This is a genomic window from Castellaniella daejeonensis, assembly GCF_039523555.1.
GTDB classification, from domain to species: Bacteria; Pseudomonadota; Gammaproteobacteria; order Burkholderiales; family Burkholderiaceae_B; genus Castellaniella; species Castellaniella daejeonensis.
Genome location: NZ_BAAAFN010000006.1, coordinates 372,281 through 395,169 on the forward strand (window position 1 = coordinate 372,281; position 22,889 = coordinate 395,169).

The window sequence follows — 22,889 nt, forward strand, 5'->3', positions numbered from 1 at the left end:
CGGTCGCCAAGAGCATGGTGCGCAACGCCGCCAATCAGCTGGTGCGCGGCCTGCTCGGGTCCCTGGTCGGCGGCCGGCGGCGCTGAACACGCGCGGCAAGGCGAGACGCAGATGCCGGCACGGATATCCGATCCCGCTTCCGCCCCGCACGCCGGGGCGGACCTCGCACGCTGCAACTGGTGCAGCGGCGATCCGCTGTACGTGCGCTATCACGACACGGAATGGGGCGTGCCTTCGCGCGACCCCCGGCACCTGTTCGAAATGCTGATCCTGGAAGGCTTCCAGGCGGGCCTGTCATGGCTCACCATCCTGCGCCGGCGCGAAGCCCTGCGCACGGCCCTGATGGGATTCGATCCAGAAGCCCTGGCCGGCACCGGCGAGGCCTGGGTCCAGGACCGCATGCAGGATGCCTCCATCATCCGCAACCGCCTCAAGCTGCGCGCTGCCGGCACCAATGCCCGCGCCTGGCTGGCCCTGCCCGATCCGGTCGGCCTGGTCTGGTCCGTGGTCGGCGGCCGCCCCATCATCCACCACTATGCCGCCCCGGGCGACGCCCCCGTTGCCGGCCCGGAGGCCGAAGCACTCAGCCGCCTGCTGAAACGGCACGGATTCACTTTCGTCGGTCCGACTATCTGCCAGTCCTACCTGCAGGCCATCGGCTGCCTCATGGACCACACCACGGACTGCCACCGCCATCGGGAACTGGCAGGCTAGCCCCGACAGCCCGATGCCCTCCGTCACAGGATCCCGCAGCTCGCCATCCAGTCCGGCCGCTTCGGCGCTGGCCCAGGCCTACCGGGCCGCGCTCTACCGCATCGACATCGAACCCTCGCTCGTGATGCGGATCGACGAGGCGCATCCGGCGCTGCACGCCCAGTTTCCCCGGGGCGGCGTCTTCCTGACCGCCTGCAATCCGCGCAGCCGGCGCCTGAGGCCTGCCGCGAACGCCCGCCGCCTGCGGGCACTGCAGCGGGCAGTCGAACGCCTGGGCCATGCCTGGCTGCCGGGCCGGGGAATGGACCCGCGCGGCTCATGGCCAGACGAGCCCAGCCTGTGGATTCCGGGCCTGTCCCGGGATGCTGGACTGCAGCTGGCGCGCCGCTTCGGGCAGAATGCGTTGGTCTGGTGCGGACCGGACACGGTGGCGCACCTGGCATGGGTCAGGCCGCCGACAGCCTCCATCTGCTAAGGTAGGCGGGTCATCCGATCCCACGGAGCCCGTCCATGCAATCACTCCTCAGCCGCCACACCGCTTTCCATGCCGTGATCGCACTCACCGTGTTGTGCGCCCTGCTGGCCCTGACCTTCAGCGCCGGCTGGTGGCTGCCCTGCCTGCTGTTCCTGGGCCTGAGCCTGCTCGGGGTCTACGACCTGCGCCAGACACGCCACGCCATCCGCCGCAATTACCCGGTGATCGGCAACCTGCGCTTCCTGTTCGAATTCATCCGCCCGGAAGTGCGCCAGTATTTCTTTGAGGACGACACGCTCAAGCTGCCCTTTTCGCGCGTGGACCGGTCCCTGGTGTACCAACGCGCCAAGCAGCAGATGGACCAGCGCCCCTTCGGCACGCAGGGCGACGTCTACGGCAACGACTACGAGTGGATCAACCATGCCATGGTGCCCACCCACATCCAGGACAGCGATTTCCGCACCACCGTCGGGGGGCCGGACTGTACCCAGCCCGTGGACCTGTCGGTCTTCAATATTTCCGCCATGAGCTTCGGCGCGCTGTCGGCCAACGCCGTCATGGCGTTGAACAAGGGTGCCGCGATCGGTCGCTTCGCCCACGACACGGGCGAAGGCGGCGTCAGCCGCTACCACCTGGAACACGGCGGCGACCTGATCTGGAACATCGGCTCGGGCTATTTCGGCTGCCGCAATCCGGACGGCAGCTTTTCCGAAGAGCGATTCGCCGAAATGGCCCGGCGGGACAACATCCGCATGATAGAGATCAAGCTGTCCCAGGGCGCCAAGCCCGGCCACGGCGGCATCCTGCCGGCGCCCAAGGTCACGCCGGAAATCGCCGCCGCGCGCGGCGTGGCGGCCGGCCATGACTGCATTTCCCCGTCCAGCCACAGCGCCTTCCGCACCCCCGTCGAGATGATGCATTTCATCGCCCGCCTGCGCGAGCTGTCCGGCGGCAAGCCGGTCGGCTTCAAGCTGTGCATCGGGCACCCCTGGGAATGGTTCGCCATCGCCAAGGCCATGCTTGCGACCGGCATCGCGCCCGATTTCATCGTGGTCGACGGCGCCGAAGGCGGCACGGGCGCCGCACCCATCGAATTCGTCGATCACGTCGGCACGCCGCTGCGCGAAGGCCTGCGCCTGGTCCACAACACGCTGGTGGGCATCGGCCTGCGCGAACAAATCCGGCTGGGCGCCTCGGGCAAGGTCATCAGCGCCTTCGACATGGCCCGCATCATGGCCCTGGGCGCGGACTGGTGCAACAGCGCCCGCGCCTACATGTTCGCGATCGGCTGCATCCAGGCCCAGACCTGCCACACCGGCCGCTGCCCCACCGGTGTCACCACGCAGGACCCCAAGCGCCAGCAGGCCCTGGTGGTAGCCGACAAATCCCTGCGCGTGGCCAACTACCACGCCAACACGCTCAAGGCCCTGGGCGAACTGCTGGGCGCGGCCGGCCTGACCCATCCGAACCAGCTGCGCCCGCATCACATCGCGCGACGCATCACCAACGGCGAAGTGCGCGTCCTGTCCGCCCTGTTTCCGGATCTGGAAAAAGGAGAACTGCTGGAAGGCCGGTTCCGCAATACGATCTTCCGCACCGCCTGGCCCATGGCGCAGGCGGAGTCCTTCGAACCCCTGTACAGCCTGAGCGCGGCCCTGTCCGGGCATGCCGATACCACCCTCGCCGCCGATCGCGACCCTTCGGCGCGGCCCGGGGAAAACACCGCCTGAGGCGGCCCGGACACCCGGCTTCGGAAGCGATCAGGGAATTCCCCTATGGCCTGTATTCCGCTCGGGTCTATACTGGAATCGCTACCCGATGGTAGCCCATCACGCCTCAGGGCGTTGACTTAGCACCGCTCCCATGCGGTGCCGCTGCCCAAAGCGGCAGCAGGGCCCCGCCAAAAGGCGGGGCCTTCGCATTTCCGGACTCGCTCCATCCAGTGGCGTCTGCTAAAAAGCGTCCGCTTCCACCCGATTGCGGCCGCCCTGCTTGGCCCGGTACAGCGCCTGGTCGGCGGCCTTCAGCGCCTGCCACGCATCCCCGTCTTCACATACGGCCACCCCGGCCGACAGGGTCACGTTCCCGCCCTCCAGCATCTGCGCGCCCTCCAGCGCCGCCCGCAGGCGCTCGGCGATCTTCACGGCTTCGGCCATGTCGCATCCGGGCAGCACCACCAGGAACTCCTCGCCCCCCAGGCGGAACAGGGCATCCCCCTGGCGCGCCTGCGTACGCATGAGATCGGCCAGACCCGCGATGACCCGGTCGCCCGCGTCATGGCCATGCTGGTCATTGATCCGCTTGAAGAGATCAATGTCCAGCGCCACCAGGGCGAACGGCAGCCCCTGCTCTTCCAGGGCCCGGAAGGCGGCCTCCAGGCCACGCCGGTTTCCCAGCTTCGTCAACGGATCGGTATGCGCGGCGCTGTACAGTTCGCCCATCCGGGTCCGGACCTGTCCCTGGCCCGCCAGAAGCGCCCCACGCAGGCGCTGCGCTTCCAGGTACCAGCACTTCACGGCCGCGATCCGCCGCGCCATGCCTTCCTCGTAGCCGGCCTGGACGATCTGCGACAATTCGCCCAGGGGCCGGGAAATCCAGCGCGACAGCAACCACAAAAGCGCAAGCAGTGCCAGGGCGGGCCAAACCGCCAGCTGCAGCACATGCAGCATCAGCGCGTTCAGCCCGCGCAGGGCGAGCTCGGTGGGGCGCTGCACGACCACCCCCCAGTCGGCGGTCGGTACATAGGCATACCCGGCCAGCATGTCCACATCGCGGCTGTTGACCAGCCGCATCTGGCCGGACCGGCCCTTGCGGACACTGTCGATCGCCGGGTTGTTCATGATGATCTCGCCGATGCGCTCAGGCTGCGGATGGTACAGGAGCCGGCCCTGCGCATCGACGACATAGACGTAAGTGCCGTCACGGAAATATTGCTCGCCGATCAGGCGCTGCAAGCCGCCGTCATTCTTCAGGTACACGGTCGCCGACAGGCGGCCGAGCAGATGCCCTGTCCGGTCGAACAGGGGATGCGAGAGCCGGATCGCCAGATTGCCCAGCACGCTCACATACGGAGCGCTGATCATCGGCACCCGGTCCTCGCCGATGCCGTTCCCATTCTTCACATCCAGGCGGCGCCCTTTCAGGTCCCGGGTCAGTGGGGAAAATGCCTGGATGACACCGCGCCCATCCACGACGGTCACGGTATTGAAGCCCAGTTCCAGGTGGCGCAGCCGATCGACCTCGGCCTGCAGGACGGCCGGATCCATGCCGGAGCGCACCATCAGGCCGGCCGAGTAGGACAGATTGCCCTGGGCCCGCAACAGCAGATCGGATGTGATTCGTGCCAGCTTGAGAGCAAAGGCCTCGTTGGCGTCCAGAGTGTTGGCCATGAGCTGCTGACGCTGGACCTGGTAGGCCCCGGCCATCCCGCCCGCCAGCATCACCACCGCACTGAACACGGCCAGCAGCAGGATCAGTTGCCGTAGATTGATTCTGGACGGTTTCCGGATGCGCATCCGCTTGCCCCCCATGCGATGGTCCCGTGACGGCAACCCCTTCAGGTATCAACTATACGCCAGACTGCATGGTCTTCCGCCCCCCAAGTGCCCCCCGTCGCCTGCAACTTGCACGATGAAAATTCACCCCCTATAATTGCGTGCTTTGGCGCATTAGCTCAGCCGGTTAGAGCGACGGAATCATAATCCGCAGGTCCCCTGTTCGAATCAGGGATGCGCCACCAAGGAATGCAAGCTGCCCCGACACCGAAAGGCTCGGGGCAGTTTTTTTTGCGCCTTATAAAGGCAAGTGGTTGCGTAAGCTCCCCCGTCAAGTAAATAACCATTCATACCGTACAGTCCGATTGAACTGTTCGAGTTTTGGAGGTCAGTTCAAACCCCGGGGGATTCACGCCACTTGTCCGGAACCGCAGCCAGGTACTGAGTCACCATCACGTGCGGTTCACCGGCGATGTCAAACACCGGATTAAGCGTTTGCGCGGGTTTGAGCGCTTCGCTCAGGGGAAGTAGCGGCACAACCGCGCGCGTGCTCATCTGCATCAGCCTGTGGTCGGGACAGTTCTGTTTTCTCCCGAGCGTTCTCTCGGCAGTCTGCGCGCTGAAACAATTCAACACGTGTCCGGGCATGGCGCATGCTACCTTGATCCCGCATGCGGCATAACTTCCCCGCTCAGGAGAACGCACATCATGAAATCCAATATCACCCGCATCATCGCCATCGCCGCGATGGCAGGCGCAGCCACCGTCATGATTTCGGGCTGCTCCGTGGCCCGCAAGCAGGAAACCGTCGGCCAGTACATCGACGGCTCGGCGATCACGGCCGAGGTCAAGGCCAAGCTGGCAAACGATCCCGACACTTCGGCCGCGAACATCAACGTCAAGACCATCGATGGCGGCGTCGTGCAGCTCTCGGGTTTCGCCAAGTCCCAGCGCGAAAAAGACCGTGCCGCCGAACTCGCCCGGTCGGTCAAGGGCGTGACCCGAGTGCACAACGGACTAGTCGTCAAACCATGAGACAATGCGGGCATCATGCCTGATGCCCGCACAGACCTGAAAGATCCGTTCGCCGCCCTGGCGCCTCCCCCGGTCCAGGCCGAAGCCGCTGACTTGGCCCGCGATGCCTTCACCCGGGCATTTCGCCACGCGGCGGCGGAATCGTCCACCTTCCCACAAGATGCGCTGCGCAAGCAATGCCTGGATTGGATTCAATCCGTTCCGGATTCCGAGACGCGCGCCCCGCGGATGGCGCTGCTGCTGAGCGGGCTGGACCAGTGGGGCCTGGCCTTCAGCCAGGCCTTCGGAATCCAGGCGATTCCGCCGCTGACCGCGCTCATCGGCGCCCTGCGCACCGGCCTGGATCCCGCCGACGACGCGCGCTTCCAGCAGCAATTCGAGGCCCTGGACACTGCCGAGACGGCGGCCATCGACTTCAAGATCGCGCTACGCCGCCAGATTCACATGGCCTTGTGGCACGCCATGGCCGCAGGAGACAGCCTGGAAGCGGTCGAGCCGGTGATCCAGGCACTGGGCAGCCAGCTGCTGGCCCTGGACGCCGGCATGCCGGAACTGGGATGGCGCCTGGTGTCGGATACGCTGGCCCACATCCAGATCCGCCTGCTCGAAGACCCTGATGCAACCGCTCTGGCCCAGTCAGGCACCCAATGCCTGTTCGCATCGCTGCGCCAGGCGCTGCCGAAAGAACACCACGATCGCATCCTGGCCCAGGCCGCCCAGGCCGTAATTGCCTGGCAGCATGCCCGCCGCCCGGCGGGCGGCTGACCACCGGCGGGGCCGGGCCAAGACCAAGGATTCCAGCCGCAAATCCGGCTGCGCTAGGGGCATACCACGAGAGACAAGGCAGCGTCACTCTGTTACATTTGGGATGCGGCACCCCCTCATCCGTTTCCCGCTCGATCATGCCCCTGGTTTCCCGTCTTTGCACGCGATGCTGCCGGAAGCCCGTCCAGGCTATCCTGGCCGTGGCATTTGCATTTCTGTGCGCCGGCCTGGGGCAGGTCACCCGTCCCGACCAGGGGCTGTCCATCCTGTGGCCGGCCAATGCCTTGCTGGCCGGCCTGCTGATCCGCCGCCCGGCCCTGGGCCATCCGCTCTTCTGGGCAGGGGCGTTCTGCGGCCTGGCGCTGGCAGGCCTGTTCCTCGAAGACCAGCCCTGGCCGGCCGCCCTTGGCTACGGCATCACCGACCTGTCGGGCGTGTTCGTCGCCTGGATCATCCTGTCGTCCAACTGGACACCCGCCCGGATGCGCAGCCCCCGGGGCATCGGCCATGTGTTCGCGGCCTGCGCGGCGGCTGCCGCCACCAATGCCGCCATAGCATTGGCCCTCGTTCCCTGGCTGCGGCCCGATGCGCAATGGACGACCGTCGCCCTGAACTGGTTCTTCGGCCAATTGCTCAGCTACTGCGCCCTCCTGCCGCCGATCATGCTGTTGCCCAGGCGTGCCGGATTGCGTCCGGATCGCCGCCATTCCTGGTCCTCGCTGTTCAGGCGCATGGTCAGCGGCACCCTGCTGCTGCCCATCGCCGCGCTGGCCGCCAGCCTGTCCCTGTGTTTCCTGCTGGGCGGGCCGGGCGCCGCCGCATTTCCCATCCCCGCCCTGATGTACTGCGCCCTGGCCTACCGCCAGAGCACGACGGCCTGGATCACTCTGCTGACCGCCCTTGCCGTGCTGCTGGGCGTCGCAAATGGCTGGCTGCCGATGGGCGAAAACCAGCCGCTCGCCGGACGCCATGCCTGGGACATGGTTTCCTTGCGGCTGGGCGTCCTGCTGCTGGTCATGTCGCCTCTGCTGGTCTCCGGCATCCTGGCCGCCCGCAGCGACCTGATCTCTTCGCTGAACCTGGCCCTGGACCACGACGGCCTGACCCGCGCCCTGTCGCGCGAAGCCTTCCTGCGCAGCGCCGACGAGCACCTGGGGCGCGCCACGGCGCCGCCCCAGGGCAACGCCCTGCTGATGCTGGACATCGACCACTTCAAGCAACTGAACGACCGGTACGGTCATGCCGCCGGCGACCAGGTCCTGAAGGACTTCGCGCGCACCATCCGCACACTCGTCCGTCCCAACGACCTGTTCGGACGCCTGGGCGGCGAGGAATTCGCGCTGTTCCTGCCCGACACATCCGAACGGGACGCAAACGACATTGCCGAACGCCTGCGCTTCTGCGTGGAAAAACTGGAAGTCTTCGCAGGCAACGGCGCGCCCCTGAAGATCTCCGTCAGCATCGGCGCGGTGCACGACTCCTGCACCCAGCCCGCCTCCCTGAGCGAGCTTTTGGCGTATGCTGATCGAGCGATGTACCAGGCCAAGCGTGGCGGCCGCAACCGGGTGCACGCCCACGGCGGCACGACCGCCTGGCCCCTGGATGCGACGGAGGACACGGCATGGCTCCCACCCTTGAACAACGCGCCCAAGGCGCCCTGATCGGCGCCTACATCGGCGATGCCCTGGCCCTGGGGCCGCACTGGTACTACGACCTGGACGCGCTGCGGCGCGACTACGGCGCGTGGATCGACAGCTACACGGACCCCAGGCCGGACCGCTATCACGCCGGGTTGCGGGCCGGCCAATCGGGCCAGGCCGGTTTCATCCTGGACCTGCTGACGGAATCCCTGGACGCATGCGGCGGATACGATGAAACGGACTTCTGCCGCCGGCTGGACCAGGATCTGTTCCCGCTGCTGGACGGCACCCCCATGAATGGACCAGGAGGCTACACCAGCCAGTCGATTCGCGAAGCCTGGCGCCTGCGCGTGGGCCAGGGGCTGCCCTGGGGTCAGGTGGCGGGCCTGGCCGACACCACCGAGGCCGCCGAGCGCATCCTGGCCCTGGCCGTGCGCTATGCACGGCAACCGGCCGACCTGGCACGCCACTGTGCGACGAACACGGCGCTCACTCAGCGCGACGCCACGGTGATGGCCATGACCGTGGCGTACGGCTGCGTGCTGGGCAGCCTGGTGCGCGGCGAGCCGCTGGACGCAGCCACGTCCGACCGCCTGATGGCGCTGGTGCGCGACGGCGCCCTGCCCTTCCACAGCGTGACATCGGCCGGCGAGAACACCCCGCCGCCCGGTCCGGAAGCGCCCCGGACCGCCGGTCAATTCGCCTCGCCCGACGCCCTGCTGACGGTGTCCTGCGTCCTGCGCGCCGCCCAGGATCCGGACATCCGCATCGAACCGGCCTGGAAAGCCTCGCTGGTATACGGCATGCCCTGCGCCGTCTATCATCAGTTCCCCGCCGCCTACTACCTGGCCGGCCGCTTCCAGGGCGACTTCGAATCCGCCGTCCTGCATGCCGTCAACGGGGGCGGCCAGAACCAGGCCAGGGCGATGCTCACCGGCGCCCTGTGCGGCGCGATCGGCGGCATCCAGGCGATCCCGAGCCGCCTCGTCGCCCCCCTGGAAGACAGTGCGCGGCGCCTGGAACGCGCAGGCCGGATCGCCCGCCGGGCCGCCGAGGCAGCCTGACACACCGGCGAAATCAGCGTACCGGCAGAAAATTGAAGAACAGCAGGCCCTGCACGTAATTGATGCCGATGCGCCGCAGGCTTTCATCCTGCAGCTCGGCTTCCAGATCCAGGCGGGCGACGATGCGCCCGAACTCGCGCTCGAAGCTCAGGTTGGCCACGCCCTCGCCCATTTCATTGGACAGCAGCAGCGGCCGGCCCTGGGCATCGCGCCGGCTGGAGAGCATCCAGGCGGCGATCTCGACATTGCGGGCCGCATTGAACACATGACGGGCCTGGACTGAATCGCCGACGTGGAAACGGGTCAGTCCGCCATGCGCGGCGATGATCATGCTGGACAGGCCGAGCACGAACGCCGCCACCCGGTCCCCCGGGTAACGCGGGTCCATGGCCACCGAGAGCACCTCGATATCCTGCAGGCCGTCCAGTTCCTTGGGCACCTCGCCGCTGCGGATACGGGCCCGGCCCTGCTCCAGCGCTGCCTTCAGATCGGTGAACCCCGCCTTGCGCCATTCGCCCGGATTGCGCCGGTACAGCTTTTCGAGCAGGCGATCCAGGCTTTCCAGGTTGTCGCGCATCGCCAGGGTCTGCATGCGGTTGAGGTCGCTCTGCGCGAACTGATCGGCAGACATGGACTCCCCCCGCAGTCCGGGATCGGAAGGTGCCGCACAGCCGGCCAGCGCCAGCAGGGCGGCCAGCCACCACGCGCGCCAGCGGACGGATTCCCGGGGGCGCGATCCGGCCATCAGGGCCTGCCCGCACGCTGCATGCGCACAGCGGCATGCGCGCTGCGCCTGGTGTCCTGTCCAGCCCGGTTGTGCATGGCCACTCGACTCCTTGGCGAAGGTGAAAGGGCGCCTAGTATTGCCGGTCCCGGTCCACGACGCCGGAGACGGCCTCGCCCCGGTCCAGGGCGCGGATCTTGCCGGCGATCTGCCGCACCGTCCGGTCCATCAGGCTGGCGCCGGCGATGTGCGGCGTGACGCGGATGCGCGCATCGGTCCAGAAGGGATGACCGGGAGGCAGGGGCTCACGTTCGAAGACGTCCAGGGCAGCAGCCCGCAGGCGGCCCTCGTCCAGGGCGGCGAGCAGATCGGCCTCGACCAGGTGCCCACCCCGGGCGATGTTGATCACCACGGCGTCGGGACGCAACCGATCGAACGTGCGGCGGCACAGAATGCCCCGGGTGGCATCGGTGAGCGGCAGCGCGTTGACCAGCACACGCGTGCGCGCCAGGAACGAAGCCAGACCCTGCTCGCCGCAATAGGACTCGGCGCCCGGCACTGAGCGGCCGCTGCGCGACCAGACGGCCGTCGGGTACTCCAGAGCCGCGCAGGCCTGGGCGACCCGGGCGCCCATGGCACCGGCCCCCAGCACCCCGACGGTCCAGGCATCGCGGTCGATATCGCCCAGGGGGCGCCACTGCTCCTGGGCCTGCTGGCGCTCGTAGCGGCCGAAATCGCGCGATTCGCGCAGCAGGTGGTAGAGCGTGTATTCCGCCATCTGCACCGCCATGCCGCCGTCCTCCAGCCGCACCAGGGGCAGGCTGTCGGGCAGGCCGGGCAGTCGCAGCAAGGCGTCGACGCCCGCCCCCAGATTGAACAGGGCGCGCAATCGGGGCTCGCGCACGAACAGGTCGGACGGCGGCGCCCACACCACGGCGAAATCGGCATCGCCTTCGGGGGCACCATCGCCCCACAGGCGCACCCGGGCCTCGGGCAGCGCATCGCGCAATGCCGCCACCCAGGCGTGCGGATCGGCTTCCAGTTCCGACGCAAAGACGATTTCCATGTCAGGACCCATCCGTATTTCCAGGGGCGCCCCCATGTTCCAGGGCATAGTCCAGCGCCGCGCACACCGCCACGGCCTGGGCCTCGTTGCACCGATCCGGCGTTGTGCGCGGGCTGTCGGGATAGACCTCGGTCGTGGTGCGGTAGCGCGCATCCGTGATGCCCGCGCACAGGCCCAGGGACCGCAGGGCGTAGCGAATGACACCCGGGGCCACCACCGGAGAGCCGATGATTTCACCGCGCGCATCGGCGGGGGCGATGTGGGTGACTTCGGCCACCGCGCGAATCACGGCGGCCTGGAACTCCGGTTGGGGCGACTCGGTGTCGTCGACCAGGTAGAAGCCGTCGGGGATGCTGCCCGGGGTGAAAGGCCGGCCATCGCGCGCCGCCAGGGCGGGCCGGAATTCGGACTCGTCGGTGTCGGTGGTCTCGTGCAGGTCGATGTGCACCCGCACGCGGTCGGCAAACGGCGCCACCAGCGCCATCAGTGCAGCCGACTCGGGCGCCGGGCTGCCCTGGCGGAAGGAACGGTTCGGGTCCAGCGCCTGGGGATTCCAGCGATGGATGCGCTCGTAGCCCCAGGGGCTGACACAGGGAACGATCATCAGGTCCAGGCGGCCCGCATAGTCGGCGGCGTGGCGTTCGGCAAATTGCAGGGCGCCATGCACGCCACTGGTCTCGTAGCCGTGCACGCCGCCCGTGACCAGCGCCACGGGTCGGCCATCCTGCCAGTCCCGGCTGCGCAGCGCACACAAGGGATAGGTGTCGGGACCGTAGTCTAGCCGGCCATACCGCACGATGTCGAAACGGTCGCGCAGGTGCTCGACCGCGACGAGGACTTCATCGGCGTAGCTGCGCCGGCGTTGCTGGCGGGCACGCCAGGCGGCGACCTCCGCATCCCCCCAGGGGATGCCGGGCGTGCCGATCGGATAGAACGGGGACAGCATGAACCGGACTCTCCAGGGCATGAAAAACTGCCTTGGAATGTATCACACGGGCGCGCGCCGCCATGTCTGCCCACCGGCCGACCTGCGGCATGCGGACGGCGCCCTCAATACAGCCACAGCCGGACGTGCAGCCAGCCGGCGTCCTGGGCGGCCTCGATGGCCTCGAACACGGGAATCGACAGGAAATACGGCAAGGCATCGCGCACGGTCTTCCAGACGCCCGCAAGATCGACCGTCACGTGCTGCGGCGAGCGCCAGCCGGCCAGACGGGGCAGGAAACGCGGCACCCGTGCCTGGTATGCGTCGAACGGCGTGCCGAACGATATGCGCAGCATCCGCTCTTCTTCGCCCACGATCCAGCGGAACACCGCCCAGGCCGCCAGGGCGAGAACCAGGCCCACCGTCATGCTGCCGGTCTGCAGGCCGATACCCAGGACCGCCAGGATGGAAAAGACATACAGCGGATTGCGGCAGACCGAATAAGGCCCCTCGGCCACGAGATCGGCGCCCTTGCGTCCCCCCAGATACAGCATGCAGGCGCAGCGCCCCAGCAGCGCCAGCGCCATCAGCATGAGCCCCGCCCATTCCAGCCCCTGGTTCACCCAGCCGGCCTCCGGCCAGGCGGAACCGATCCAGGGCAGCGCCAGCAGGGCCAGGGCACCAAGAACGCCCAGGGCGCGGCGGCGCAGCACCTGCGCATGGGCCAGGCGCTCCCAGGCCGGACCGATACCGGTCCCGGAATGGGGCGCAGCGGCGGCCGAAGAAGAATAGGCAGTCGAGGTCATGAAGGCTCCCGGTCGGACAGCACCCACGATAGCCTTCCGGGTTACGAATCCACTACGAATCGAGCTGACTCATAGCTGAACGAAAATCCAGGACGAACACCGTGCCGCTGTCCGGGCCGCCACGGACCGAATCCACATCCAGCCGCCAGCCGCGCAGTTCGCAGACCCGCTGTGCAATGCCCAGGCCCAGGCCATGACCGGCTTCCTGCAGGTCTCCGGCGAACAGATCCGTCCGCCCGTTGCGCCACTCCTGCAGCCGGGCCAGGCGCCCCGGTTCGATGCCCGGGCCGTCATCGCGCAAGACCAGGGCGCCATTGCCGTCCAGGCTCACCCGCAGGGTGGCCGGCGCGGCATGCTCGATCGCGTTGCGCAGCAGATTGCGCAACACGATCAGCAGCGCATCCGGATCCAGCAGCCGGATCTCACCCGGCGGAACGAGCGGCTCCAGTGCCAGGCCGCGCACCCGGGCCATGGGCTCCAGGGCGAACCAGGCCTGTTCCAGGGCTTGCGCCAGATCGACGCGGCGCACCCGGGCAGGATCGGCGCTGTTCAGGGCCGCCGCGCCCGCCAGGCTGCTGGCGGCGGCATCGACCTGGACCAGCATGCGCTTCAGGCGCGCCTCCAGGGGCGTCCCCTGGCCGGCATCCAGCAGCGCCATCTCGCCATCGGAACGTAGGGCGGCCAACGGCGTGCGCAGTTCATGACCCAGGTTGGCGGAGAACTGACGCTCGAACGCCACGGAACGATCGACCCTGTCCTGTATCCGGTTGAAGGCCTCGATCAACTGCAACGCCTCGTCTCCCTGGACAGCGTCGTCGGCAGCAGCCCCGCCTTCCCAGGCCGAGAGCCGGTCCGACACGGCGCGGATCGGCGCCACCACACGGCGCGCCAGACGCCGGGCCAGCAGCCAGGCACAGACCAGCGCCAACCCGGCCCCGCCGGCCAGGATCCAGCCAAAGGACCGGACCCGGTCCTCGTGGGTGGTGGCGTCGTAGCGCACGTAGAGCAGGCCCTGCGGCACGGTCTCGACCCAGGTATGCCAGGTCTGGCCGGCCTGCACGATTTCGCGTCCACCCGGCCCGGCCGGAAACATACCCTCCAGGGGAGGCGGCCGATCCGCCGGCTGCACCCAGGCCTGGACGCGCCCGCCCTCGCTCCACCGCGGCGGCAGGACGGCCGGCACCGCCAGCCCTGCCCCGAGTTCATCGCGCAAGGCTGCGATCTGACCGGACAGGACCTCATCGACCAGGTCATCTTCCATGCGCGCGAAGGTTTCATACGCCAGCAAACCGATGATCGTCAGGAAGACGGCAGCGGTACCGGTGACGGCCCAGGTGACTCGCCTGGCCAGGAAGGAAGGCCGTTTCCGCGTCATGAGCCGTCCTCGCCCCCGACCTGGCCGAGCGCAGTCGTGTCGCCCGTCGCCGGGACCAGCCGCCAGCCCCGGCCGGGATCGGCCACGATGTCCGGGCCGCGCTCCGCACGCAGGCGACGGCGCAGCAAGTGCACCTGGTCATGCAATGCGCGAGCCGATGGCGGCCCCTCGGGCCACAGCGCCGCCGTCAGGCGGGCATGTGTCGCAAGGCTTCCCGCCGGCTGCATCAGCGCCGCCAGCAGCAGCACCGACTTGCGCGGCAGGGCCAGCGGCCTGCCGGACAGGAAAACCGTCCGCGATCGAGCGTCGTAGCGCAAATCTCCGTAGGTCACCGGATCCGCGGCTTCGGCCCGCCCCCGTCGCAGCAGCACGCACAACCGTGCCGCGACCTCGGCCAGCGAGAATGGCTTGACCAGGTAGTCTTCCGCCCCCAGCTCGAAGGCCAGGAGCTTGTCTTCCAGACGATCACGCGCCGTCAGCACCAGCACGGGCCGCCATAACGCGGGTTCCCGACGCATGGCGCGCAGTACATCCAGTCCGCCCAGCCCCGGCAGGCCCAGGTCCAGCACCACGGCATCGAAGGCCGCCCCGCGCAGCAAGGCCAATGCCCCATGGCCATCGTATGCGGCATCGGGCTCCATGCCCTGGCGCTCCAGGTAACCGTACAGGTTTTCCGACAGCGTCGGCTCGTCCTCGACGATCAGGATGCGACGACTGCCGGCCATCGCCGTCCGCGCCTACCCCAGGAACTCGACGCGCCCGGTTCCCAGGCGATAGATGCCGCCGACGACCCGCAGCTTGCCGGCCTGCGCGGCATCCCGGATGATGGACGAGCGCGCGCTCAGGGCGGCGACAGTGTCGCGGACATTCTGCGCGGTCGCGGTCTCCTGCAAGTCTCCCGCCAGTGCGCGGGCCTTTTCCACGGACGGCGAGATGGCCGACACCAGCGACGAAATCTGCCCGGGATATTCCGCCGACTGCGTGACGGCCCTGACGGCGGCGGCAACTGCGCCACAGCGCTCATGTCCGAGCACCAGGATCAGCGGCACTTCCAGGACAGCCACCGCGTATTCAAGACTGCCCAGCATGTCGTCATTGGCAAAATTGCCCGCCACCCGCGCGACGAACAGATCGCCCCGGGCGCAATCGAAGGCATATTCGGGCACGACGCGCGAGTCCGCGCAGCCCAATACGGCCGCGTAGGGATTCTGCCCGGTCGCCAGTGCCGGACGTTCGTGGGTGAAATCGTGACGCCGGGACACGCCGGACACATAGCGCTCATTGCCCGCGACCAACTGTGCGAGTGCGGCATCGGGATCCAGGACATTCTGCGGCTTTGGCGGGGACGCGGTGCGTGCCACGGCCCGGTTGCCCGGCAACACGCCGCCGGCGGCGACCGCCAGAGTGGCAGCCAGGGAGGAACGCAGGAAAAAACGGCGGGCGGACACTGCGGTGTGTGCACAGGATTTCGAATCACACATTTCGGCTCTCCTATCAGGGGAATCGGTCTCGACCCGAGCCGGCGTCGAGCGGCCATGATAACCAGCCCTTTGAAGCCTGAAAAGCACAATCTGAAGCCTGAAAAGCGCAATCGAAACGCCCGGCCTTCCTGCCCGCTGCAGGCATCCGGATTCAATCGCCCGGCAACAGATCCTGCGCGGGCGTCTGATCCAGATACTCCCGATAGTGCCGATATTCCTGCAGCGAGCACGCCCTGATATTCCTTGCAAGCCAGGCGTCGACATCCTCGGTCTCCCGCCCGCGGTCCGGCGCTGCGCGTGTGCGGGCCGCGGAAAAATCCGGGCGATACCTGCCGGTATTCTGCTGGTCCATGCCTGCCGACCTTGAAGAAACAAAACTCTTGAAAAGACGAAACTGAATGCGTATGCACCATGCCCATTATTTCATCCGTATCCCCTTGACACAGAATCAAGAATTGCAAATACCCTGCTTCTTCGGGCAATTTCCATGCATCCGGCAAGCAACGACCGGCAGGCCCACGCAAGGGAAAGATTAAAAATCGTCAGGAAACGAAGAATGGCTGCAACACTCTGATAAATTCGACCATGCCATGCTCACCAACGCCTTACCCGATATGCTCCAGGCCCTTCGCCGCAAGCATCACAGCGGCTGGCACACATCCAAGGTCGCCGCGATCGTATTCCTGGCCGCCATGGCAGAGCTGTCGACCCAGCCCGCCGGCGGCCTGCCGGTGTTGTGGCCCGCGAACGCCGTGCTGGCGGGCCTGCTGTTGCGCCAACCCGCCCTTGGACGACCGGTGGTCTGGCCGATGGCCGGCGCCGTCCTGCTCCTGGCCGCCAGTGCCTGGAACGTGCCCGCACTCCTGGCGCTGGTGTACGGCTTTGCGAACCTGGCCAGCGCCTTCGTCTGCTGGCGGCTTCTGGCCCAGCCCGACGCCGCCCCGAACCTGCGCCAGCCTCGCGCCGTCGCGCAGGTGCTGGCCGCCTGCATCGCGGCGGCCGCCACGCACACGATCGCGGCCGGTCCATTCCTCCTCTGGCTGGCGGCGGATGCGCCCGGTTCCCAGGCATCCGTCATCATTCACGGATTCCTCGGCCAGTTGCTCGGCTATTGCGCCCTTCTGCCCCCCATCCTGACGCTGCCCGTGCCGGCCTCCCGGAATCGCCGCCGCACTCCGCCGCGCACACAGCCCCGACCCGAGACCGTGCCACCGTTCGTCTGCCTGCTCGCAGGGCTGACCCTATGCTTCCTGGTCGGCGGCCCGGGCATCCTGGTCTTTCCGATTCCGCCCCTGCTGTATTGCGCGCTGGCCTACCGGCAACACATCACAGCCTGGCTCGCCCTGCTTTCCGTGCTCACCATCACCCTGGGCGCCACGTACGGCTGGATTCCCTTCGGCGACACACCGGACCCGGCCGGCACGGCCCCCTGGGACATGGCATCGCTGCAGCTGGGCGCCCTGCTGCTGGCGCTGGCCCCCCTGATCATGTCCTGCGCGCTCGCGGCGCGCAGCGACACCATCGCCGCCCTGAACCGCGCCCTCGATCACGACACGCTGACCGAAGCCCTGTCGCGGCAGGCATTCCTGCGCGGCGCCCAGGAACGCCTGCAAGATCCGGCCTTGCTCCGGGGGACCGGCCTGCTCATGCTGGACATCGATCATTTCAAGCGGCTGAACGATACCTACGGACACGCGGCCGGGGATCAGGTCCTGCAGGCCTTCGCGCAAACCATCCGCGCGGCGATCCGTCCCCAAGACCTGTTCGGCCGGATCGGCGGCGAAGAATTCGGCATCGTGCTGCCCGACACGGGCCCCGAGGAAGTCGCCCACATTGCCGAGCGCCTGCGTGCCCGCGTGGCGGAAGCCTTGACGACCTGCACGGAAAGCGCCGAGCCCATCCGGATCACAGTCAGCATCGGCGCGGTGCATGACTCACGGGCGAACGGTGAAACCCTGCACTCGCTTTTATCGTATGCTGACCAGGCGATGTACCGGGCCAAGCACGGCGGCCGCAATCGCGTGTGTTTTCACAACGCCCGGCATCGGAAACATCCCCATGCTTGATCCTAGCCAACTCATTGCACTGCTGGAAGACGACTCAGCCCAATCCGCGTGGATGCAGCAGACCCTGGCCAACGCAGGCCTGTCCTGCCGCGCCTTCGACGAAGGCGGTGCACTGCTCGCGGCGCTGCGCGCCCGCACACCCTTCGCGCTGCTCCTGCTGGACTGGGAACTGCCGGGCATCAACGGCATGGAAGTCCTGCGCTGGGTCCGCGCGAACTGCAACGAGGCCCTGCCGGTGATCTTCATCACTAATCGGACGCTGGAACGCGACCTGATCGAAGGGCTCAACGCAGGCGCGGACGACTATATCGCCAAGCCTTGCCGGCCCGGCGAGCTGCTGGCGCGGATCGGCGCCCAGCTGCGCCGCCACCGCCCGGCCGCGAACCCCGACGCGGACTTCTCGCTGGGCGGATTCTCGGTCGACATGAGCGCCCGGAAGATCCGGCTGCATGGCGAACCCATCGCCCTCACCCCCAAGGAATTCGAGCTCGCGTCCCTGTTCCTGCGCCACCCCTGGCGGCTGTTCTCGCGTGACGACCTCAGCGCGCTGGTATGGAACCGGGAAGTGCCCAGCTCTTCCCGCACCCTGGACACCCACCTGTCGAACATCCGCAAGAAACTGCGCTTCGGCCCCGCCACCGGCACCTTGCTCAGCGCATCTTACGCGCTGGGCTATCGTCTCGAGCTGCTGTCTTCCCCCGACTCAACCGCGTCCCCATGACTTTGCCACGCTTCTTTTCCAATACCCCGGATGCCCGCACCCTGGCGCTGGTCCTGCTGGCTTCCTGCCTGTCCCTGCCGGCCACCACGGTTGCACGCCCCCTGGGCGCCCAGGGAAACGACTTCCTGTACCAGGTGGAGCCGCACGACACCCTGGAGCAACTTTCCCGGCGCTACACGCTGCGGGCCGAGCACTGGCCCGAGCTACAGCGCCTGAACCAGGTCGAAGACCCCTACCGCCTGCCCATCGGCAAGGTGCTGCGCATTCCCCTGTCCCTGATCCCGGAGCAGCCGGCGACTGCCACCATCGTCCATGTGGCCGGACAGGTCGCCGCCGATGGCCGGCCAGTGCGGCCGGGCGACATCCTGCGCGCGAACCAGTCGCTGCGCAGCGACGCGGGCAGCACCGCCACCCTGCAGCTCGAAGACCGGAGCCTGCTGACCCTGCCACCCGGTACGACGCTGCGGCTCCGCCGCCTGAAGTCATTCCAGGGCACGGGGCTGACCGACACCCAGGTCGACATCGACCGCGGCTCGCTCGAATCCACCGTATCGCCCGACGACACGGGTGTCGGGCGCTTCGAGATCCGCACGCCCGCCACCGTGACGGGCGTGCGCGGCACCCGGCTGCGCGTCCACGTCGATGCGCAGGGATCGCGCCACGAAGTCCTGCACGGCAACGCGGCGATCGAAAGCCCCAGCCAGGGCGAACAGCGCCTGGCCCCCGACCGTGGCGCCGCCTACGACGCCCGCGGCACCTTGCTGGGCAGCCACCCCTTGCTGCCCGCGCCGCACCACCCGAACCTGGACCCGGGCAGCGGCCGTCTGGAGTTCGAGCCGGTTCCAGGCGCATCCACCTATGCCGTCCGGGTCGCCCTGGACGCCGACGGCACCCGTCTGGAATCCAGCCGGCGCGTGAACGGCCCCGGCGTGTTCCTCCAGGCCCGTGGAAGCGGCCCACGCTACATATTCGTGCGCGGCATCGACGCGCTCGGCATCGAAGGCCACGATGCAGTCCTGGCCGTCGATACCCTGCGCATCGGCCTCAGGGCCAGCGACGGGACTCCGGTCCTGGGGATCGACGGAACACCCGTGGCGCTGGACTGACGTGCCATGATGCTCACCGACACCCGCCATTCGACCGGCATGCGGCGCCGCCTCATGCTCGAATGGCTGGCGCTGGTGGCCGTCCTGACCCTGCTGTCGACCGCACTGGCGTTCTGGCAGAATCTGCCCGGCATCCGGGATGTGAACCGACGGGCCTACGACCTGAGCATGCAGGCGGTGCACAGCCCGCCCGCCAGCCGGAACATCGTCATCATCACCATTGACGATGCCAGCATCGACGCTCTGGGCTACTGGCCCTGGCGCCGTTCGGTGCATGCGGCCCTGCTCGACCACCTGCACGGCGCGCGGGCGGTGGCGCTGGACCTGATTCTCTCGGCGCCCCACCCTACCCACCCGCAGGACGACCGGATCCTGGCCGAAGCCATCGGAAGGCATGGACGCGTCGTCCTGCCCGAAGTCCTGAGCCCGGACGGGCGGTACCGGATCACGCCGATCCCCTCGCTCGCCCAGGCCGCCGCAGCTCTTGGCCGGATCGATACGAGCCCCGGCCACGACGGCGTGCTGCGCACCGTCGAACTGCGCCGCACGCCGCAGAATGGGAGCCCGCCGCTACCGCATCTGATCGTCGCGCTGGCCCGCATGAGCGGCCAGGACGCGGCCGTGGAACGCACCCGGGCCATCCCCCCGGACACGGCGTCATTCATTCGCTTCATCGACCCGGTTCCTGGCTACACCCTGTACCCTTATGCGGCCGTGCTGAACGGCCTGGTGCCCGAAGCCGCTTTCCGGGACCGCATCGTACTGGTCGGAGCCTGGGCCTCGGGCCTGGGCGACCAGTTGCCGACCCCCATGGGCGGAATGACCGCGGGAGTCGAAATCCTTGCCACCGCTCTGCAGAACCTGCAGGACGACCTCTGGATCCGCATTTCCCCGGCCTGGATCACGGCGCTGGCAGGGCTGGGGCTGATCCTGCCGGTCTGCCTGGGCCTGGGCGTCCTGTCTCCACGCCGGGGGCTGGCCTGTGCGCTGGCCGCCTGCGTGCTTTTCCTGGCTGCGAACGCCCTGCTGCTGCAATGGGCCGGCTACTGGCTGCCACCCGCCGGAATCCTGGCGGCCCTGATCCTGGCCTACCCCCTTTGGAGCTGGCGCAGCCAGGAAGCCTCCCTGAGCCACATCGACGCCGAACTTGAACGGCTGAGCATTCCGTCGACGTCCGCAGATCCCGGATCGGACCTTGCAATGCACGCAAGGGCCGGCCCCGATACCCTGCCCGAGCGGGCCGTCCGCCTGCACCAGGCCGTCACCCGGCTGAAGCAGGCCACCCAGGCCCAGGAAGAGACGCTCAGCTTCCTGTCGCACGACATGCGGTCCCCGCAAAACGCCATCCTGGCCATCATCGAACTACGGCGCCAGGCGCCCGAGCGATGGGCGGAAGGCGCGGTCCTGGCGCACATCGAGCAGCAGTCGCGCACCACCCTGGACCTGGTCGACCATATCGTCCAGCTGGGGCGCGCCGAATCCGCGCCCCTGAACCGGCACCCTGTCTACCTGGACGATCTGATCCAGGAATGCTGCGACCGGCGCTGGCCCAAGGCCGAGCAACGCGCCATCGCGCTTCGATTCGAGGCCCGGCACCCTGACGCGATGGCCGACATCGACGCGGAACTCATGAGCCGGGCCATCGGCAACCTGCTGGACAACGCCCTGCTCTACACCCCCGAGCGCGGGATCGTCGAGTGCACTCTGGACACCGACGGGCGTTTCTGGCGCATTCACGTGCAGGACACCGGCCCCGGCATCCCGCCCGACCAGATGAAGCGCCTGTTTGCCCGCTTCCAGCGCCTGCCGGGCGATGCCGGCAAACCGGCCGGCAGCGGGCTGGGCCTGGCGTTCGTCAAGGCCGTGGCGCAGCGCCACGGCGGCCAGGCATCCTGCGTCAGCACTCCTGGCCAGGGCGCCCGGTTCACGATCAGCATCCCGGTGCAGGCGCACTGAGCGCCGCCGCCCCTGTAGCGGGCAGGCTACCTGACGGCGCTGCGGCGCAGCTTTTCCAGCGCGGCCCGGTTCAGATCCCGGGCCTCCTGCTCGGCGTAGTCCCGCTCGCCGGGCTCATAAGCGCCTTCGTAGAGACACCGGCTGCGATTCCACTGGCACTCGCCGCTGACATCCGTCGTCTGCCTGGCCGGGGCGCCGCCCCCGAAGCATCCGGAGACCAGGGCGGCGGACAGCAGCGCGATGCTGCTTCGAATCACGATTCTGCCGGACATGTTTCCTCCTTCTGCCTGGATTGCGTCTGCCATTTTTATAACAGGTTCCCACAGGCCTTCCGGGGCCGTCGCCCCGCCGCGGCCGGCGATTTTGTCACCGGCTATTACCCCGGCGAAAGGAACGGGCCTGGACAGCCGGCATCGGGCACGCGAATTGCCCCGGCCAGCACCGTACCGAAATAGAAAGGAACCACCATGGCCGATCACACCAACGAACCGCCCGGGCCGGATGTGCCCGAACCCAGGCCCGAAGACGTGCCGCAACCCGATGAAGACGAGGTCAAGCTGCCGCCCAAGGAAAAGCCCCCGATGAAGGCGGGCTGGCAAGAGGATGGGTGAGGCGTGAGCCTCAACGTCCGCACGGCGCCAATCATTGCCTGTTGCCCATAAGCGGCTGGATCCGTGCCTTCGCGCATCCGGATGGTCCCCTCCCTGTGGAGGCATCGCTGGGTGGCGCTTGTCATGCAAGCACGTGTGTTGGGCGTTCTCGATCTCACATCATGCAGAAGCCGCAGCTCGGACACCCACGCACCTTCAGCAATTCCCCTTCTTGGCCTGCCCTGGGGGACAGAATCCGCCATGCCCCTGATCGGGGTCCACGACTACGGATCCGTGCGGCGTATACACAGCACAGGCTGAGAGCAAGGACACCAGCGCACAGGCCAACAATAGTTTTTTCATGCCAACTCCTTTCAGGGCGAAGCAATTTTGCCTCAAGCCAAAAAAGGAATGGCTACGGAGCGTAACCACTCGCCCCATTCAGACCGTCCGCAGACACGGCCCAACGAATGCGTCTTGGCTGCGCATGTGTTCTCTCATCCTCCGATACATGCAGTGCAGCCGGGGCCTTGCACCGGGCGCTATGCCGTGTCAGCCGAGAGCCTGAACTCCTGAGCCCTCCAATACCGGACGGATGCATACGGACGTGACGGCGGTGGAAAGCAAGATTCGCCCTGCCCCAATGACATCCGCATCCCAATCAAGCGCAATATGCAATGGCCTCACGTACAGGCAAAGAAAAAGGACCTAGGTTTGCACCTAAGTCCTTGGTAATTCTGGTGGGCTGTGAGTGACTCGAACACTCGACCGACGGATTAAGAGTCCGCTGCTCTACCAACTGAGCTAACAGCCCGTCGCAATGATTTTGCGAAGAACGAAACTATACACCTTTTTTCAGCGGCGCGCAAAGCAACTGCGGCCAAGC

Annotated in this window: 24 protein-coding genes and 2 tRNA genes; 14 read left to right on the forward strand and 12 right to left on the reverse strand. The window is 67.6% G+C overall.

Annotated elements, in window-relative coordinates:
• The 4 genes from ABD022_RS03620 to ABD022_RS03635 form a co-directional block, all read left to right on the forward strand.
• On the forward strand, positions 1-86 hold an 86-nt coding region (locus tag ABD022_RS03620), incomplete at its 5' end, for a hypothetical protein (RefSeq protein ID WP_343820193.1).
• 25 nt (positions 87-111) lie between these two features.
• A complete protein-coding gene (locus tag ABD022_RS03625; protein WP_325126927.1) occupies positions 112-714 on the forward strand; it encodes a DNA-3-methyladenine glycosylase I in 603 nt (200 codons plus the stop codon).
• 13 nt (positions 715-727) lie between these two features.
• Positions 728-1,189, forward strand: coding sequence for a DUF3293 domain-containing protein (locus tag ABD022_RS03630; RefSeq protein ID WP_343820080.1), 462 nt, complete (start codon positions 728-730; stop codon positions 1,187-1,189).
• A gap of 35 nt (positions 1,190-1,224) precedes the next feature.
• Positions 1,225-2,919, forward strand: a complete 1,695-nt coding sequence (locus ABD022_RS03635) for an FMN-binding glutamate synthase family protein (protein WP_325126923.1) — start codon at positions 1,225-1,227, stop codon at positions 2,917-2,919.
• A 222-nt stretch (positions 2,920-3,141) separates the two neighbouring features.
• On the opposite strand, the gene ABD022_RS03640 is transcribed toward ABD022_RS03635, so the two are convergent.
• The gene (locus ABD022_RS03640; protein WP_325126921.1) at positions 3,142-4,704 is read right to left on the reverse strand and encodes a sensor domain-containing diguanylate cyclase; all 1,563 of its coding nucleotides are present in this window, start codon (positions 4,702-4,704) and stop codon (positions 3,142-3,144) included.
• Positions 4,705-4,851: 147 nt separating this feature from the next.
• Between ABD022_RS03640 and ABD022_RS03645 the strand changes: the two genes are divergently transcribed.
• Positions 4,852-4,928, forward strand: a tRNA-Met gene (locus ABD022_RS03645).
• A 148-nt stretch (positions 4,929-5,076) separates the two neighbouring features.
• Here ABD022_RS03645 and ABD022_RS03650 read toward each other — a convergent pair.
• A complete protein-coding gene (locus tag ABD022_RS03650) occupies positions 5,077-5,238 on the reverse strand; it encodes a CcdB family protein (RefSeq protein WP_343820083.1) in 162 nt (53 codons plus the stop codon).
• A gap of 153 nt (positions 5,239-5,391) precedes the next feature.
• Here ABD022_RS03650 and ABD022_RS03655 point away from each other — a divergent pair, with 153 nt between their 5' ends.
• From ABD022_RS03655 to ABD022_RS03670, 4 genes are all read left to right on the forward strand, one after another.
• Positions 5,392-5,718 (forward strand): BON domain-containing protein, encoded by a 327-nt coding sequence (locus ABD022_RS03655; RefSeq protein WP_325126919.1) that lies wholly within the window; start codon positions 5,392-5,394, stop codon positions 5,716-5,718.
• A 15-nt stretch (positions 5,719-5,733) separates the two neighbouring features.
• Positions 5,734-6,483 (forward strand): hypothetical protein, encoded by a 750-nt coding sequence (locus ABD022_RS03660; protein ID WP_343820085.1) that lies wholly within the window; start codon positions 5,734-5,736, stop codon positions 6,481-6,483.
• A 200-nt stretch (positions 6,484-6,683) separates the two neighbouring features.
• Positions 6,684-8,144 carry a GGDEF domain-containing protein gene (locus ABD022_RS03665; RefSeq protein WP_325126916.1) on the forward strand — a complete coding sequence of 487 codons (1,461 nt, stop codon included), beginning with the start codon at positions 6,684-6,686 and terminating at the stop codon, positions 8,142-8,144.
• On the forward strand, positions 8,105-9,187 hold the full coding sequence (locus tag ABD022_RS03670; RefSeq protein ID WP_343820087.1) for an ADP-ribosylglycohydrolase family protein: 1,083 nt from the start codon (positions 8,105-8,107) through the stop codon (positions 9,185-9,187). Before ABD022_RS03665 ends, ABD022_RS03670 begins: the two co-directional genes overlap by 40 nt.
• A gap of 13 nt (positions 9,188-9,200) precedes the next feature.
• Here ABD022_RS03670 and ABD022_RS03675 read toward each other — a convergent pair whose 3' ends face one another.
• The 8 genes from ABD022_RS03675 to ABD022_RS03710 form a co-directional block, all read right to left on the reverse strand.
• On the reverse strand, positions 9,201-9,932 hold the full coding sequence (locus ABD022_RS03675) for a hypothetical protein (protein ID WP_325126912.1): 732 nt from the start codon (positions 9,930-9,932) through the stop codon (positions 9,201-9,203).
• Between the two features lie 112 nt (positions 9,933-10,044).
• Positions 10,045-10,977, reverse strand: coding sequence for a 2-hydroxyacid dehydrogenase (locus ABD022_RS03680; protein ID WP_325126910.1), 933 nt, complete (start codon positions 10,975-10,977; stop codon positions 10,045-10,047).
• A 1-nt stretch (position 10,978) separates the two neighbouring features.
• Positions 10,979-11,923, reverse strand: coding sequence for a M14 family metallopeptidase (locus ABD022_RS03685; protein ID WP_325126908.1), 945 nt, complete (start codon positions 11,921-11,923; stop codon positions 10,979-10,981).
• Positions 11,924-12,027: 104 nt separating this feature from the next.
• Positions 12,028-12,708: a methyltransferase family protein gene (locus ABD022_RS03690; protein WP_325126906.1), complete on the reverse strand. Its 681-nt coding sequence runs from the start codon at positions 12,706-12,708 to the stop codon at positions 12,028-12,030.
• Positions 12,709-12,760: 52 nt separating this feature from the next.
• Positions 12,761-14,083 carry a sensor histidine kinase gene (locus ABD022_RS03695; protein ID WP_325126905.1) on the reverse strand — a complete coding sequence of 441 codons (1,323 nt, stop codon included), beginning with the start codon at positions 14,081-14,083 and terminating at the stop codon, positions 12,761-12,763.
• Positions 14,080-14,808 carry a response regulator transcription factor gene (locus tag ABD022_RS03700; RefSeq protein WP_325126902.1) on the reverse strand — a complete coding sequence of 243 codons (729 nt, stop codon included), beginning with the start codon at positions 14,806-14,808 and terminating at the stop codon, positions 14,080-14,082. Before ABD022_RS03700 ends, ABD022_RS03695 begins: the two co-directional genes overlap by 4 nt.
• A gap of 12 nt (positions 14,809-14,820) precedes the next feature.
• Complete coding sequence (locus tag ABD022_RS03705; RefSeq protein ID WP_343820091.1) at positions 14,821-15,564, reverse strand: carbonic anhydrase; 744 nt, start codon at positions 15,562-15,564, stop codon at positions 14,821-14,823.
• Between the two features lie 151 nt (positions 15,565-15,715).
• A complete protein-coding gene (locus ABD022_RS03710; RefSeq protein ID WP_325126898.1) occupies positions 15,716-15,916 on the reverse strand; it encodes a hypothetical protein in 201 nt (66 codons plus the stop codon).
• 238 nt (positions 15,917-16,154) lie between these two features.
• On the opposite strand from ABD022_RS03710, the gene ABD022_RS03715 reads away from it, so the two are divergent.
• The 4 genes from ABD022_RS03715 to ABD022_RS03730 are packed head-to-tail and all read left to right on the forward strand — an operon-like array spanning position 16,155 to position 21,413.
• Entirely contained in the window at positions 16,155-17,630 is a 1,476-nt protein-coding gene (locus ABD022_RS03715; RefSeq protein ID WP_343820093.1) for a GGDEF domain-containing protein, read from the forward strand.
• Positions 17,623-18,351 (forward strand): response regulator transcription factor, encoded by a 729-nt coding sequence (locus ABD022_RS03720; RefSeq protein ID WP_325126894.1) that lies wholly within the window; start codon positions 17,623-17,625, stop codon positions 18,349-18,351. Before ABD022_RS03715 ends, ABD022_RS03720 begins: the two co-directional genes overlap by 8 nt.
• Positions 18,348-19,457, forward strand: coding sequence for a FecR domain-containing protein (locus ABD022_RS03725; RefSeq protein WP_325126891.1), 1,110 nt, complete (start codon positions 18,348-18,350; stop codon positions 19,455-19,457). The genes ABD022_RS03720 and ABD022_RS03725 overlap by 4 nt, the downstream gene beginning before the upstream one ends.
• Before the next feature lie 6 nt (positions 19,458-19,463).
• Positions 19,464-21,413 carry a CHASE2 domain-containing protein gene (locus ABD022_RS03730; RefSeq protein WP_343820095.1) on the forward strand — a complete coding sequence of 650 codons (1,950 nt, stop codon included), beginning with the start codon at positions 19,464-19,466 and terminating at the stop codon, positions 21,411-21,413.
• Positions 21,414-21,439: 26 nt separating this feature from the next.
• On the opposite strand, the gene ABD022_RS03735 is transcribed toward ABD022_RS03730, so the two are convergent.
• Positions 21,440-21,685, reverse strand: coding sequence for a hypothetical protein (locus tag ABD022_RS03735; protein ID WP_325126887.1), 246 nt, complete (start codon positions 21,683-21,685; stop codon positions 21,440-21,442).
• 195 nt (positions 21,686-21,880) lie between these two features.
• On the opposite strand from ABD022_RS03735, the gene ABD022_RS03740 reads away from it, so the two are divergent.
• Positions 21,881-22,024, forward strand: coding sequence for a hypothetical protein (locus ABD022_RS03740; RefSeq protein WP_325126885.1), 144 nt, complete (start codon positions 21,881-21,883; stop codon positions 22,022-22,024).
• A gap of 717 nt (positions 22,025-22,741) precedes the next feature.
• On the opposite strand, the gene ABD022_RS03745 is transcribed toward ABD022_RS03740, so the two are convergent.
• A tRNA-Lys gene (locus tag ABD022_RS03745) sits at positions 22,742-22,817 on the reverse strand.
• Positions 22,818-22,889 lie beyond the last annotated feature (72 nt).

Coding starts and splice junctions, on each gene's coding strand:
- ABD022_RS03700 (WP_325126902.1), bottom strand. CDS start 14,808: ATGGCCGGCAGTCGTCGCATCCTGATCGTCGAGGACGAGCCGACGCTG.
- ABD022_RS03670 (WP_343820087.1), top strand. CDS start 8,105: ATGGCTCCCACCCTTGAACAACGCGCCCAAGGCGCCCTGATCGGCGCC.
- ABD022_RS03630 (WP_343820080.1), top strand. CDS start 728: ATGCCCTCCGTCACAGGATCCCGCAGCTCGCCATCCAGTCCGGCCGCT.
- ABD022_RS03650 (WP_343820083.1), bottom strand. CDS start 5,238: ATGAGCACGCGCGCGGTTGTGCCGCTACTTCCCCTGAGCGAAGCGCTC.
- ABD022_RS03740 (WP_325126885.1), top strand. CDS start 21,881: ATGGCCGATCACACCAACGAACCGCCCGGGCCGGATGTGCCCGAACCC.
- ABD022_RS03715 (WP_343820093.1), top strand. CDS start 16,155: ATGCTCACCAACGCCTTACCCGATATGCTCCAGGCCCTTCGCCGCAAG.
- ABD022_RS03725 (WP_325126891.1), top strand. CDS start 18,348: ATGACTTTGCCACGCTTCTTTTCCAATACCCCGGATGCCCGCACCCTG.
- ABD022_RS03675 (WP_325126912.1), bottom strand. CDS start 9,932: ATGGCCGGATCGCGCCCCCGGGAATCCGTCCGCTGGCGCGCGTGGTGG.
- ABD022_RS03710 (WP_325126898.1), bottom strand. CDS start 15,916: ATGGACCAGCAGAATACCGGCAGGTATCGCCCGGATTTTTCCGCGGCC.
- ABD022_RS03660 (WP_343820085.1), top strand. CDS start 5,734: ATGCCTGATGCCCGCACAGACCTGAAAGATCCGTTCGCCGCCCTGGCG.
- ABD022_RS03680 (WP_325126910.1), bottom strand. CDS start 10,977: ATGGAAATCGTCTTTGCGTCGGAACTGGAAGCCGATCCGCACGCCTGG.
- ABD022_RS03685 (WP_325126908.1), bottom strand. CDS start 11,923: ATGCTGTCCCCGTTCTATCCGATCGGCACGCCCGGCATCCCCTGGGGG.
- ABD022_RS03655 (WP_325126919.1), top strand. CDS start 5,392: ATGAAATCCAATATCACCCGCATCATCGCCATCGCCGCGATGGCAGGC.
- ABD022_RS03625 (WP_325126927.1), top strand. CDS start 112: ATGCCGGCACGGATATCCGATCCCGCTTCCGCCCCGCACGCCGGGGCG.
- ABD022_RS03635 (WP_325126923.1), top strand. CDS start 1,225: ATGCAATCACTCCTCAGCCGCCACACCGCTTTCCATGCCGTGATCGCA.
- ABD022_RS03730 (WP_343820095.1), top strand. CDS start 19,464: ATGATGCTCACCGACACCCGCCATTCGACCGGCATGCGGCGCCGCCTC.
- ABD022_RS03735 (WP_325126887.1), bottom strand. CDS start 21,685: ATGTCCGGCAGAATCGTGATTCGAAGCAGCATCGCGCTGCTGTCCGCC.
- ABD022_RS03695 (WP_325126905.1), bottom strand. CDS start 14,083: ATGACGCGGAAACGGCCTTCCTTCCTGGCCAGGCGAGTCACCTGGGCC.
- ABD022_RS03705 (WP_343820091.1), bottom strand. CDS start 15,564: ATGTGTGATTCGAAATCCTGTGCACACACCGCAGTGTCCGCCCGCCGT.
- ABD022_RS03720 (WP_325126894.1), top strand. CDS start 17,623: ATGCTTGATCCTAGCCAACTCATTGCACTGCTGGAAGACGACTCAGCC.
- ABD022_RS03640 (WP_325126921.1), bottom strand. CDS start 4,704: ATGCGCATCCGGAAACCGTCCAGAATCAATCTACGGCAACTGATCCTG.
- ABD022_RS03690 (WP_325126906.1), bottom strand. CDS start 12,708: ATGACCTCGACTGCCTATTCTTCTTCGGCCGCCGCTGCGCCCCATTCC.